At 43.8% G+C, this 16127-nt stretch carries 1 protein-coding gene; it reads right to left on the reverse strand.

Annotated features, from left to right (window positions below; translation table 11 throughout):
- Nucleotides 1–194: 194 nt before the first annotated feature.
- Nucleotides 195–16097: a VCBS domain-containing protein gene (locus A9260_RS16900; protein WP_068763678.1), complete on the reverse strand. Its 15903-nt coding sequence runs from the start codon at nucleotides 16095–16097 to the stop codon at nucleotides 195–197.
- Nucleotides 16098–16127 lie beyond the last annotated feature (30 nt).

Below are 16127 nucleotides of genomic sequence, written 5' to 3' on the forward strand. Positions count from 1 at the left end.
CTCTGATTTTTAGAATTTAAATCTTCATCCAGATACTATAAATAAGAAAATCCCAAAGTAATTGCATTACTTTGGGATTTTTTCTTATTGGTGGTAATAACGATATTATACCAATCACAGTAATTAAACTTTCAGAAATAGCTACGATTAGTATTATAAGGGTCAGAACTTCTGACCCTTATCTACAATTGCTATTAGCCGTGATGGTCACTCCAATCATGCATATCGATAATCGAACCATCATGATGATCTATCTCATCTAATTGATTCTTATCATCAGTATCAGTGCTATCTGCTACAGATTTATCGACTTGAGCATCGACAACAACAATACCATGATCGTCCAATACGACACTCGGTAATTGGCCTAGTACTAAGTCTAGATCTGCATGCTGCGCTGGCACAGTTGCAGTATCCACTTCAATGCTATCAACCCCTAATTGAGCCAAATAAGCCTGAGCACCTGTATGGGATGTATCATCATGAACGGCTAACGACTCTAGAGTGACCGTTTCTACAGGTGTCTCTATTTGCGGCTCATCTGCTGACACAGGAACAGGCGATGCAGGATTTGAGGCTGTGAAATCCAAGACATCCATTGTCATGCTTGATGGTGCTGAATCAACATGTCCGTCACTGACTGTATAGCCAAAACTCACAGTGCCTGCATCATGCAGACCGGCATTAAACTGCAACTTACCAATATCTGCGGTATCAATTTGTTGGTTCGTGGTGACAGCCTGACCATCAAACATTAATTCCCCATGGGTCGGCAGTGTTGTAATCGTAATATGATCTAATGCGTCATTGTCGTTATCTTGGAATGAAAAATCGGACGCATCAAATTGGTGGTGAGCTTGCGTGGTTAATGCAATAGGCTGGTGTTGAGTCACTACTGGCCCATGGTTTGATCCTGAAATCTTCACATCCACATCAAACGCTGTTCCATCTACAGAATGAACTGTGATGGTATCAGTAATGCTTGTTCCTACTGGTATATGCTGAACATCCGGTTTCTGGGGCTGAGTTAAGGTGTACCTAAATTGCCCATCAGCGAACATTTCAAGCTCACCATATTGACCCTGCAAACCAGATTCAACTTTAAATAACTCTTCATTTGGGCCATCAGCATCCGAAATGCTTAATCTACCTACGGTCATTGGATTACCCGCATTATCCACCATATCCGTGAAACGATGTGCTATATTGGCAGGATCGTTTTCTGGGGTAACTGTCATCGTGGCAGTTTGATCCACATGACCACCATTCCCATCATCGATTTGATAGCTAAAGACGACAGGCCCGTGATAATCAGATTCTGGCACAAATTTCCAGTGACCATGACTAGATTGAGTTACGGTTCCGTGATCAGCACTCAAGCCACTAATATCAAGATGATCGCCATCTGCATCTGTCGCATTCGCCAATAATTGCTGGCGAGTCAGTACTACTGGGGTATCTTCAACGCGTGCTGCTAAGTGAACGGCTGATGCCACCGTTGGTGCATCATTAACACTCACAACATCCAGTGTCGCGGTTTGAGACACCTTACCTCCATGCCCATCCGCTATTTTATAGTGCAATGTATCAGTGCCATGGAAATTAGCATCTGGGGTATAAACAAATTTATGTTGCTGATTATCATAACGAACCTGACCGTTATCTGCGGTTACATCATTTTGAAAAACTCGAAGCTTATCACTATCTGCATCTGTTGCACCTTTCAATAAATCAGAGACAGCAAAGGCCGTTGTATGATCTTCATCTGTACTTGGTAGCGTCACCGCTTGACTCACTACTGGCACGTCATTGACCGATGCAACTGTCATCAAGGCATGGGTTTGAACTTTTGCGCCAGTACTGTCCATAACATCATAGGTAAAGGTTTCTGAACCATGATAATTATGATTAGGCTGGTATTGAATATCACCGTTAGCAGCAACAGTTATATGACCATGTAACGCCGTTATGTTTTGTACCGTCAAGTGAGATTGATCGCCACTGTCCACATCAAGGGCATGGGATAGCAATTGATCTTTATCTAAAGTGACAACACCATCTTCTTTTACACTTTGGGTTAAAGTAACACCGCCAGAGACCGTTGGCGCATCGTTGGTACCAGTAATGGTGATCACCACATCATGGGTTGTCTGTCCATCTGCTGAGGTAACCGTGACAGTATCCGTTGCCGTTTCACCTTGATGTAGGCTTTGAATCTGTTGATGCCCTGTGGCTAAGTCATATGTCCAATGCCCGTTACTATGCAGGTGTAATGTACCAAAGCGTCCGCTAGCATTCCCTGTTTTAAAGTGGTTCTCTCCAGTGTCTACGTCGGCAATGGTTAACACTCCTGAAGCATGAACATCAGTATCTTCAATCACCGCCCCAGTATCTACACCAGTTATCGTCGCAATATCATTTACCGCATCAACCATAAAGGTTGCGGTCGTTGTGACTGAGCCGCCATGACCATCGACGACATCATAAGTTACGCTGACATCACCATTGAAGTTAGCTGCCGGCGTAAAGACCAAGTCACCATTATTATTGACCGACACTGCCCCCATAGTTGCATCAACGACAGGATTGGCAAGATGCAACTGATCGCCACTATCTACATCATGCGCATGAGCCAGTAAATCGGCTTTGCTAAAGGTATGAGACATATCTTCTGTTGCATGCTCAGATAAATTAACCGCAGCAGATACTGTCGGTGCATCGTTAGTACCGGTTAGGGTAATCGTAATATTTTGCGAAGTCCCATCTTTTGCATGGACAACAAAGGTTTCGGTAACGGTTGCGCCTTCTGGAATCGTCTGTAGCTGATCGGTATGATCAACTTGATAAGACCAGTGGCCATGCTGGTTAATATCTAAATGACCATAAGGGGAAGTTGAGACTCCTGCCTTTTGTCCATGAGCATTAGTCCTGGTTGAGTGTGGCGCTACATTGAGTGCTTCTATCGCTAAACCTGTTTCACCATGATCCACATCGGTGATAACTAAGTTACCTGCGACCTGTGAATGACTTCCATCTATAATAGTGCCACGAATATCACCACTAAATGTTGCGGCTTCGTTTCTACCTTGCAAAGTCACCGTGATGGTATGTGGCGTATTATCAGCTGAATGCACGGTAAAAGTTTCCGTTACATGCTTGCCATGTGGAATCGCTTTTACTGCATCAGGATCATCCACGTGATACTGCCATTGCCCATCTTTGGTAATAGAAAGGTGACCATAGGCAGTGTGTTGCAATCCACTTTGTGATGGATAAGTAGTGGCGGGCGCGATATGACTATCGGCTATAAAGCTATTTTCATTATGATCAGGGTCGGTCACATGTAAAGTCTGCTGGCCAGTTGCTGTCGATGATGAAACTGCATTGCTATCAGTTATTGAACCTTTGTTAGTGCCCGTTATCTTAGCAACGTCATTAGTACCGGTTAAATGTATGACCAATTTTTCTACACTACTGTCACCATGGTTATCGCGAGCAATAATCGGGATTTCAATGTCTTTAGTTTCGCCATCTTGCAACGCATTGTACGCATGAGGGTTAAAGGTATAACTCCCATCATCTTTTAAGGTAAAGCCTGCAACTGTCGCACCGCCATCAATATGATAAGTGGTATGGCTACCGTTTAAGTTATCACTATCCACATCGGTTGAACTCAATTTCCCATGTACTACTGAGTCATCTTCGTTCGCGTTAATTTCAGCAATATGATCAAGTACAGGTACGTCATTGGTACCCGTTACTGTAATAACTAAATTCTTAGTGCTACTGCTGCCGCCGTGATTATCCGTTACCGTGATTGGGGTGGTTAATGTTTGAGTTTGCCCTTGAGCTAAATGCTCAAAGCTAGGATCTTTTAGATCGAGTGAATAGGCACCTGTTGCGGAATTAAGTACAAAGCCTGCCGGAGAGTGACTTGCTGTGTAAGTTAATATATCCGCTGGATTATCCGTTGTATGGTGTCCTTGAGCATCAATATCAGTCGCAGTGATTGTCCCTGAAATTTGGCTTGCCCCTTCATTGCCACTTTTTGCCGAAATCGCATGCAGTACCGGATTATCATTTGTTCCGTGTATTTCAACTTTTAAGTCATAGTGCGTACCGTCTTTTGACGTTACGTGGAAGGTTTCGGTGTATTTTCCACCGTCACTCAGTTGTTGTACGCCCGCTTTATCGCCACGAGTCATGTTGTAAATCCAGTTGCCTTGCGCATCTAATTCAAGATAACCAAAAGTACCGCCCATGTGACTATTGGCGACAAATGATTCTTCGTTATGCCCATCGACATCGGTGATACCCAACTGGCCACTCGCGGTTGCTTTACCATCCTCAATCGTAAAATCAGGCTTTGGATTGGTAATAATTGCAGGGTCATTGGTTGGGGTGACTTGCAGGGTTGCCACTGCATGAGCACTTGTTCCTGCTTTATCGGTAACTGTATATTCAATGTGAACCCTGCCGTTAAAGTCCGCATCGTTTGGCACAAACCTCCAGCCGTGATTGATAGCTTCTATAGTCCCTTTGTTCACATCAGCCTGAGCAAGTGTCGGTGTACCATCTAAATGTAATGTATCGCCATCAGTTGCAATATCAACATCAGTCGCATGCTTTAAAAAGTCCGCTTCAGTAAACACACTACTTGGGGTTACTGTATTAGTTGTTGACTCAGCAACACTTGGTAAGTTGAACCCAGACACCACAGGAACATCATTAACGGCTAGTACTGTTAACGTCGCATTGACCGTTTGCGAGTGTGCCATTCCATCCGTTACTTGATAACTTACATGTACATCGCCATTTAAATTAGCCTTAGAATGGAAAATAAAATTACCATGACCATCATCTTGCACAGTAATAATCTGACCATTTTGACCCGTAATGTGTAATTGAGTGATGTGTAAAGCATCACCATCTGGATCTGAAGCGCCGGCTTTTTGCAGTAAATCTTGAGTTGTTAATGTTATTTGACCAAAATCTTCACGTTGATCAGGTACTGTCAAATCTGGGTGCAGCACTATTGGAGCACGGTTATGTCCTTTTACTGAAAGTTCAATAATCTGAGTATCACTACCCCCATTCCCATCAGTTACAACAATTGGCACCTGAAATGTTTGTGTTTGTCCCTCTGGAATTGAACCGTAGGCCTGACTATCTGGGGTAAACGTAAATGAACCATCGTTAGGGTTTACTGTTAATCCTTTCAGGTGACCATTGGCATCTAAAAACAGTTTATCTACACCACTGCTAATAGCACCTTCACTAAAAGATAGTGTATCGCCATTGTCGACATCAGTGGCAGTAACAGTACCTTCTATATGTGTTGTATCCACTTCAGCAATACGGCCAGATACAAACTGAAAAGCTTTATCAGCAACATGTGACATTGTGCCAGTAAATATTGGATCATCGTTAGTGCCTTCAATCGTCACAATGACAGATGTTTTACCGTAATCACTATGAATGACAAAGGTTTCTTGCAGGCTCTGTCCTTCTGATAACTGATTAACAGGATCGGTTTCCCCACCATGTGGCTTTAAATGATAAGTCCAAGTCCCATCAGGATGCACTGTCATGTAACCATAAGAAGACGATCCATCGGCATGAGGTTCTGGCTCTTTATGGTTTGCCCCCCAAACTTGATCCTGATGTGGGTGTGGACCAGTATGGGTTTCATGTACCTTACCAGATACTGTCCCACCATCCTCTTTAATTGTCGCCTTTGTATCTGATCCAAAATCATCAAAATCAATAACTTGGGCAGGTATAATCGAAGTCATTGGCACACTATGAGGTGATGAAGTATGACTGCTTGTAGTGGGTAATTGTGGTGTAGCATGAGGGGTTTGTGGCGGTACATGCCTCTTAACATCAAAACTGGTATGCATTGGAACGGACACATGACCGTCGGTGACGGTATAGTCAATTTCCACATGACCAAGGAAGCCTTTAGCAGGTGTAAAGGTATACCCACCCTGACCATCTTGGCGCAACGAACCCACCGAAGAATCATGTAAGTGAACATCAGTCAATTGATGCTGACCGCTTGTACCTGCAGTTAATTTGCCTATCGACAATGTATCTAAAGTATCGTAATCAATCGCTCTATCTAAGAAATCTTTATCACTAAATGTCACTGATGCAGCTACCGGAGTCCCATCTGGTTTATCAACAAATACACTAGCTAAAGGCACTCCGGACGCAATTGGCTTATCATTGGTACCAGTAACGGTAATGGCAATATCTTGATCGACAATCCCTCCCTGACCGTCTGAAATACGCACAGTAGCAGTAATTGGTTTCTTCTGCCCTTCAGCTAGGTCTTCATAACCATGGCTAGGATCAAAACTGTATGAGCCATCCTTACCCAAAGTAAAGCCTTGAGGTAATGTCCCTACCGCTGAAAAAGAAAGGTGGTCACTCGTATCTGTATCAGTCACATGAATCTGACCGTGTACTATATTCCCATCTTCGACTGCTTGTAACTTATCAACACCAGTCACCACTGGCGCTTCGTTTTTACCCGTGATCTCAATATGAATAATATATTCTGTGCCATCAATGGAGTGAACCGCAAACTGATCTGGATCTGGAAGTTGTTCACCTTTACCTAACGCTAAGACCATTGGATCTTTAGGATTTAGAGTATATTCCCAATGACCATTAGCATCGATAGAAGCAAAACCATGCTTGCCTGCGATCGTACTTGTAACAGCAAAGGAGTTTTCACCTAAATCAGGGTCAACAATAGATAGATCGCCACTGGCCTTGAGATCATCGCCACTGCCGTCTTTCACTGATGTGTCTTGAGTTTTTGTTGTATCAACACTGATAACGGCAGGATCTTGTACAGGGTTTATCACCTGCACTGCATGGGATTGAACTGTACCACCAGCACCATCAGTTACCGTAAAGTCAAAATGTAAATTATGCCCTGCTTTATGACTGTTCCAATCTTTAGTTGGGGTAAATATCCAGCCATTTTGGCTATCGCCGCTTAACTTTCCAGCAGATGGATCAGATAATGTTAGCCCTGAAATATGTAAGTCAGCATGTGAGTTATCAATATCAAGGCTAGTTGCCAGCAACTGTTGCTCAGTAATGGTTATTGCAGCATGGTCTTCGTCTATAGCAGGTAATGTCACCACACCTGATGTTGGATTATCGTTGACAGGATTGACGTGAATATACCCTGTTTCTTTCACTACTCCACCGTGGTTATCATCAATACCAAACGTTACTGGTACCTTACCAAAAGTGTCAAAGTTCTGATCTTTTGCGGGAATAAATTCAAATCGTCCCATACCATGGTCAATAAGCTGTCCGTATTTAGCATCAATATGCGGGTTGGATACATCCAACTTATCGTTTTCAACATCTGAAATAGTGAGTAGTGGCTTACCCCAATTTGAGTCTCCAGTTCCGCCAAGTGTAAAGTGAAGACTTGTATCTTCATCAACTTCAATTGGATTGATTTGTGTTGCTGTAGGGGCATCGTTTCCGCCCTGGATTGCAAAATGCAGATGATTAGTATCTGAAGCATTTTGTCCATCAGTGACCGTTACCGATACATCTAAATGCGCAGTTTGCCCTGCCTGTAAATGTTGGTAAATACTCGCGCTAGCATCAAATTCAAACGAACCATCGTCATGAATAATAAAACCGGAATCTTGCAAGCTAAGGGTCTGAGTTTGAGCATGCTCATCGGTGTACTTAACCGTTGCACTAAACGTATGCGTGTCAGGACTAGTGTGTTCTGCATTTGCCACGCCATGATAATCGGCATCAGTAAAAATCACCTTTCCAGTAAGATGTGAATCTTCGTTAACGGTTAATGATGGTATTTGATGCCTCGCACTGTGCATAGGCTGGCTGGCCGGATGAACAACACTATTATCCAGTTTAATGTTTTGAATTCTCTCCAACCTAGGAGCATCATTAGTACCTGTGATGGTGATGGTCACAGCCTGCTGCGTTGTACCACCATGTTCATCAGATGCCGTAACAAGCACTTGCTCTTCTCGGTGCTCTCCCACAGCCAGTGACTGTAAGAGTTTCGCATTAGTATTGACTGTAATAACACCGCTATGCGAATCGATGTTAATCCAGCGATGGTTACCCTGTTTGGGGTCTAAATGGTCATCTATAGAATAAGTAAATGTTTGATCATCAACATCGCTTACTTTAGGTAACGCAATTGTTTGATGATGGCTATGCCCTGAATCTTCAGCAAACGTTTGATCGGTATACGCGGCTAATATTGGATCATCATTTGAGCCATGGACCTCAATAGCCACTGCTTGTTTAACCGCTTTACCCGATGAATCTGTCACTAATACAGAAAATGTATCTTTTGGAAGATCGCCTTTTTGCAGAGCTTGAGTATCAGGGTCATTATTATCTAGCACATAATGCCATTTACCATCTTGCTCAATGGTTAGCGTGCCATAAGTGCCTTTTAAGGTTGTTGGAGCGCTACTTGCTGCGCCATCAATAGACCAAGTTAATGTGCCATCATTGTTATCAGGATCAGTCGCAATTAATCCTCCACTAATGGAAGAGTGACCCTTTAACGCATTGTTAGTGCCCCCATCTTCAGCAACACTACCAGTGTGCTCTCCTGTAATTACAGGCACATCATTGCTACCGGTAATCGTAATCACGACTTCATGAGACACAGGTGTATTTGATGAATCAGTATCGGTGACGGTAAAGGTTTCTGTGACGACTTCACCTTGATGTAAGCTATCGGCTTTTTGATTATTTAGTGTATAAACCCACTTGCCAGTTGTTTGATCAATCTGCAATTCACCATATTGCCCAAGAGTATTCGTCACCGCCCAATGTGCAGGGTCTCCTTTGTCTTCATCCGTTGCTTGTAAAATGCCACTTACTGTTGCCTGCCTTGCATCAGGCACTTTAGTGTGGTGATCATTGGCATGAGAACCCGCTTCGATAACACGACCAGTATCACCTTGTCCTTTGATTATTTCTGGTAGATGGTTAGTACCATTAATACGAATTGAAATCGTATGCTCAGTCCCATCAGCCGCTAGAACAGTAAAGACATCATCAATATGGTCCGTATCTTTAAGCTCTTGCACCGCCTGTAGTGAATTATCAACTAGGTAATGCCATTGACCATCGTTATCAATATTTAACGTACCAACATGTCCATTTTGACCCGCAAGTAACGTTAAAGCTTGAAAGTGACTTTCTCCAGCATCTAAATCCGTAATAGACAACTTACCTGTTGTATGCAGGTTATGCCCACTAGCAATATTGGTGTCTTCTTTGACCGTTCCCGTATCAGTACCCGAAATCTGCGCTCGATCATTACTACCGGTAATATTTACAGTCACTTTCTGATCTGAGAATAAGCCAGTACTATCAGTGACTCGCACAACAAAGCTTTCACTAACGGCTTGCCCTTGAGTGAGTTCTTGTGTTGCCTGATTGTTGTCATCTAATGTATACGTCCAGTGACCGGTATCATCAACAGATAGGTGCCCATACGTACCAACGCTTGTAGATGATGTGGCCCCATCAATCGTCCAATGCTGAGTATCACCTGTATCTACATCATGACCAATTAAATGACCCGTTGCAGTTGCAACGCCTACTATTTGGCTTCCATCAGGCTTAGTGCCTTGCTCAATCACAGCGCCGCTATCGGCACCGTTGTTAACCTGTATAGTTGGCGTATCTTTAGTACCCGTTACGGTAACGGTAATGGTTTGCTCAGTACCATCAACAGAGTGCACAACAAAACTGTCGGTATGTGTGTCATTTTGCTGCAGTGCTTGCAGTTCGGCTTTGTCGTTATCAACTTGATATTGCCAGTGACCTGTTTTATCTATGCTTAATGAGCCCCAGTTTTGCGCACTGGCTGCAGGTGTTACTGTAGTAGTAAACTGTGCTTCACCACCTGCAATATTGGTATTAGTATCAATATCAGCAATGGTTAACTGCCCATCAACTTTTAATAAATGAGCCGCATCCGGTGACACATCTTCTGTGGCACCACCAGTGTGGACACCGCTAATGGTTGCCGCATCATTAGTACCTGTGATGGTAACAATTAGGTGGGATTCCTTTTCATTACCCGCGGGATCAATGGTGTTATAGATCAAGGTATCAGTGATCTGAACATCTTTGCCTAATGCTTGAACTGCAGGATCTGAGTTATGTAAGTTATAGGTATAAGAGCCGTCACTATTGAGGGTTAATGTGCCATAAGTGCCCACAATATCACCGGATAAAGATCCAGCAACCGCAGTGCTTGAACCACCATGAGCATCCGACTCCATATAAATATGGCCAGAGACCGTTGTTATATCGTCCTCTTTTACAGTGTCAATGACATCCGTTGCAGTGTTATAAGTATCTTTGTATAGCGTTGCGGTGCTAGATTGAGTATTCCCCGCCACATCTTGCGATGCTGCGGTCACCGTTAATTTCCCATCACTAAGGTGAGACAAATCAACCCCTGAAATATCAAAACTGCCGTCTTGTTGATGCAGATTAACCTGATTTAAATCAACAACCACCTCATTGTGGTACGGATCTGAAATGACTAATTTGGTGAGTGTGCCTGTAACTTCAATATGACCGGAAATGGTATTTTCATTATGATCTATTTCATATTGATTTAAGAATTGATCGCCATGGAATGCACCACCTGAGGTATCTGCAATCTTTACGTCACCAGTTGTTTTGGTATCCAAAGTATAACTAATCGCAGTGTGACCCGAGACATTACCCGCCACATCGGTTTGACGTACTAATACTGTATATTGTCCGTCTACTTGCTTGCCAATTTGGTCAACCCAAGTCTTCCCACTATCAACAGAGTATTCGATATGCGCGCCCGGCTCAGTGCCAGTGACGTCTAGTCTTCCATCATTGGTAATAAAGTCTATGTGGCTTGAACCGCTATCAGTAACTAAAGCCACTTTTGGCGCAGCAACCTGTGTATCTAAAGTAAAGGTAAGCTGGCTTGGCTTAGATTCATTACCCGCCACATCCGTTTGTTTTACATAGACTGTTTGCTTACCTTCTATTGGCGTAAAGCTATTACTCCAAATAGTGCCATCCACGGAATATTGTGTATGCGCTCCCGTTTCCTCACCTGTAAGCGTTAAATCCCCAGTATTAGTCACTAAATCTGTAGGTAATCCTGAATCCGTCGTTAACGCAATACCAATCTGCGCAGGAGGTGTGGTATCAATAGTGGTGGTTTGAGGAGTACTTAATGGCGAAGGGTTACCAGCAGGATCTTTCGCAATCGCGGTAAAACTATGATCGCCATCAGGAAGACCTGTCGGTGGCGTATAGGTAAACGAACCATGAGGGTTTGCAGATACCGTTCCTGCAGAGTTGCCATCAATAAAGATCTCAACCGTTGCACCGGGCTCAGTAATACCCGTAATTGTTGGCGTATTATCTTTATTGTGAGCGGCATTTGGAATTGGGAATAATACAGGTGTAAACGGTGCATTTAAATCTGAGCCTAGAGCTGGCGCTAATGTATTCGGAGACTGATTTCCTGCTTGATCAGTTATGCTAGCAGTCACAGGAGTATTTGGTAATACTTCAAAATGAACATTTTTGTCTTGAATATTTTGCGCCGTTAATAGTAGAGGATTACCATTTATGGTTAACGTATCACCAACTATCGCATCAGTTGGTAAAGCAATAATTGCTGTTACTGTCTGATCACTACCCACCTCAGAAATATTGTAAATCTTATCTGTACCAGCGCCCTCAAACGTCACGCTCAATGGCGCGGTTACTTGAGTATCCTTCAAAGTGTCACAAGTATTAGTAGACTCATTACCGGCAGGATCTACCGCCGTTGCGGTAACGGTTAACTGCCCATCTTTCAAAGTGGATAAATCAACATCGGCAACAGTAAAGTGACCGTTTTGTGCCACTGCGACACTGGTAGCAGGTATATCAATCGTGGTACTACCATCGGAGATGGTTAACTTCGTTAAAGTAGCGGTTGGATCAATATCTCCTGTGACTAGCGCATGCGCTTGCTCACTGGCATTAATCACGCCATCAAAGTGACTACCAACACCATCAGTGAGCCTAACTTGAGTCGGATCAATGTGGGTATCTAAGGTGGCAGTACCAGTACCTTTGTCTGAATTACCTGCTGTGTCTGTTGCGGTTGCCTCTACTTTTAGCTCACCGTCCACTAATCCTTTGCCAGATAAATCTAAATGTTCGACAGTAAAACCACCATTGCCATCAAGGTGAGCTAATGATGGGTCAACCTTAACCTTGTTACCCATGCTATCGATGACCGTCAGCTCAGTAAGTGTTGCAGGATGACCACTATGATCCATAGTGCCACTAATAGAGACATCACGAAGCTCATCGGCATCAATTAGATTATTCGGGTGTTCTTGCGTACCCGGAGTACCATCAGTCATGCCTACCGTAGTTGGATCAATGTGTGTATCGATATTAGTATCAGTTGTTGTCAGCGCCGATGTGTTGCCGTGAGTATCGGTGGCTGTAGCTGTGATCTGTCCGCCGTCTGGTAAATCTTTTGGGGGCGTAAAGGTAAATGAGCCATCTGTTGTGCTGGCTATTGCCGTACCAATAAAGTTGCCACCGATATCAGTAAACGTCAGTGTACTACCAGCTTCAGCCGTGCCGGTAATGGTTGGCGTTTTGTCGTGACCTATAGGAATTGGATTTATTGTTGGCGCAACCGGAGGCGCAGTATCCATCAGCACTTGGTCGGTACTACTCGACTCATTACCGGCAGGGTCTACCGCCGTTGCGGTAACAGTTAACTGCCCGTCCATTAATGACGTTAAATCAACATCCGTTACTATAAAATGACCGCTTGATGTCACTGCCACATTCGCCACTGGTATAACAACAGTATGAGTACCATCAGTGATGGTTAAATCCGTCAATGTGGCGCTTGGGTCAATACTGCCCGTCACTTGAGCATGCATTTTCTCACTGGCATTGATTACACCATCAGGGTTATTACCTGCGTCAGTCAAGCTGACTTGAGTTTGGTCAATATGAGTATCTAAGGTTGCTGTGCCTGTTCCAATACTAATATTACCCGCGGTGTCTTTAGCCGTAGCTTGTACAGTAAGTTCACCATCCGCTAACCCTTTGCCGGATAAATCTAAATGACTGACAGTGAAACCGCCCTGGCCATCTAAGTTAGCCAATGCAAGATCGACCTTAACTTGCTTGCCATTACTGTCCGTGACGGTCAGTTCCGTTAGCGTTGCGGGGTGATTACTATGATCGATAGTTCCACTAATAGACACATGATGAAGTTCATCGGCATCTATCAAATCATTCGGATGATCTGTACTTCCTTGTGTACCATCAGTGATACCAACGGCTGTTGGATCAATGTGTGTATCGATATTGGTATTAGTTGTTTTCGGCGCCGATATGTTGCCGTGAGTATCGGTGGCTGTAGCTATGATCTGTCCGCCGTCTGGTAGATCTTTTGGGGGCGTAAAGGTAAATGAGCCATCTGTTGTACTGGCTATTGCCGTACCAATAAAGTTGCCACCAATATCAGTAAACGTCAGCGTACTACCAGCTTCAGCCGTGCCGGTAATGGTTGGCGTTTTGTCATGGCCTAAAGGAATTGGATTTATCGTTGGCGCAATCGGAGGCGCAGTATCCATCAGCACTTGGTCGGTACTACTCGACTCATTACCGGCAGGATCTACCGCCGTTGCGGTAACAGTTAACTGCCCGTCTTTCAGTGATGATAAATCAACATTTGTCGCCGTAAAATGACCATCAGGTGAAGTCATTACAGATGATAGTGGTACAGTAATTGTCTTAGTGCCGTCTGTAATAGTGACTACAGTCAAAATAGCAGTTGGATCAATGGTTCCTGTTATTTGAGCATGAGTCTTTTCATGGCTATTAATTACACCGTCACCACCAATACCCCCATCAGTCAAAATAACAGTGGTAGGGTCAATATGAGTATCAATATGCAGCTGATGCGTCGCTGGCGTTGCTGGATTTCCCGCCTGATCAGTTACCGTTGCCGTAATGATAGGATCTTTCCCATCAGGCAGATTAGCAACATCAACTTGAGGTATATCTGTCGTCCAAACACCTCCTGCACCAACAATGGTGTGATACTGCTTGCCATTAAGGTCAATCGTCACCTCTTGTCCGGCTTCAATATCTTTAGTGGTACCAGAAACAGTTAATGGAGACTGCGTTTCTTGCGCGTTAATGACGTTATCACCACCTAAATGGCCATCAATGGCAATAGTACCCGGCTGAGTATCCAGTGTTGCTGTGCTGATTTGTGTTGCAGTATTTCCTGCAAGATCGGTTGCTGTAGCGTGTACCGTTAACGTTCCGTCAACCAAACCATACTTGGAAAGATCTACGTCTTTGAGTTCAAAATGACCAGTAGCATCAACAACAACATTGTTAGCATCTAGCGTTGCGATCGTACCAGCCTGATCAGTCACAGTTAAGGCTGTTAGCTCAGTTTTAACACCTGTGTGATCTATCTGTCCTGAGATGTCAGCATGGGTGATCTCAGTCGCTGAAATCATAATATTTGGATTAACTGAATTACCCATAGTCCCATCAGTTAAACTGATTGTCGGCGCGGTAATGCCTGAATCTATAATCAGATCAAGTGGCGCTGTAGTATCAACAGTATTAGTTGAAGATGGCGCAATGGCATGACCTGAAATTGCATGAGCTTCACCACTAATGCTCCCAGAAAGTTGAGAAAGCGCTACTGAGAAATCACCATGCTCATTCGATGTTGTAGTGGCAACCACTTTGCCATTTTCATCGGTCAACGTGACGACAGAGAACGGAATATCCGTGTGGCCTGTGACTGTCGGTGTATCTATGCGGGTGATACCATCGGTATTACTGCTACCCGTATCCGTCAATGGATCGATATCAAGTGGACCAAGTTTATTGGTTGGAGATAAGATTGCTGGAATTGCAGGTTGATGGTCCAATAACTGCGGAGCTTGATTTAGCTTAGGTGTCAATATTGCAGGATCGCCGTCTTTTGCTGGAGCGCTGACAAGCATATTCGGTTCAAAAGTCAGATATTTAGTAGATGTACCACCATGATTATCCGACGTACTCACTTCAAAAAACTCTTTACCGTGATAAACACCATTCGCATCTAAACTCATTCCTAAGACAGACGGATGTTGGGTATAAGTATATTTACCTGTATCCGTATCTAAAACGAGATCGCCAAACTGGCCAATGATAGTTTGCGTTGTGCCTGCTGTGGACGCACCTGAAACAGCATAAGTGTGTGTATCAGTGGTATCGACATCAATATTTGAAAGGGTACCGTGGGTGTGATCGCCACCTTGATCGGTGAAAGTGATGATTGGGTTATCGTTGGTGCCCTCAACTCGAATCACCAGATTCTGAGACACACTGTTCCCACCTTGTGTATCCGTGGCAATCACAGGGATAATTAATGCTTCATGTTCACCCACCGCCAAGTGGTCAAAAGACTTATCACTTGGATCCAGGGTATAAGAACCGTCTGGATTAAGGGTGAATCCAGCGTGGTTGTACGGCGTACTGAATTTAGCGGTATCACCATGGTCAACATCCGTTGAGGTGATTTGCCCTTTGATAACAGGCTGACCTTCGTCGACGATTTTTGATGTGATATGACTGATAACAGGATTATCGTTAGTACCATCAACTCGAATCACCAAGTTCTGAGACACACTGTTCCCACCCTGTGTATCTGTGGCAATCACAGGAATAATTAATGTTTCATGCTCACCCACAGCTAGATGATCGAAAGATTTGTCACTTGGGTCAAGGCTGTAGGAACCATCGGTATTAAGAGTAAATCCAGCGTGATTATAAGGCGTACTGAATTTCGCGGTATCACCATGATCAACATCTGTTGAGGTGATTTGCCCTTGGATAACAGGCTGACCTTCATCCACAGTTTTCGAACTAATGTGGCTGATAACAGGATTATCATTAGTGCCATCAACACGAATCACTAAGTTCTGAGTAACGCTATTTCCACCCTGAGTATCCGTGGCAATCACAGGAATAATTAATGTTTCATGCTCACCCAC

Source organism: Vibrio sp. UCD-FRSSP16_30, assembly GCF_001676025.1.
Taxonomy (GTDB): Bacteria; Pseudomonadota; Gammaproteobacteria; order Enterobacterales; family Vibrionaceae; genus Vibrio.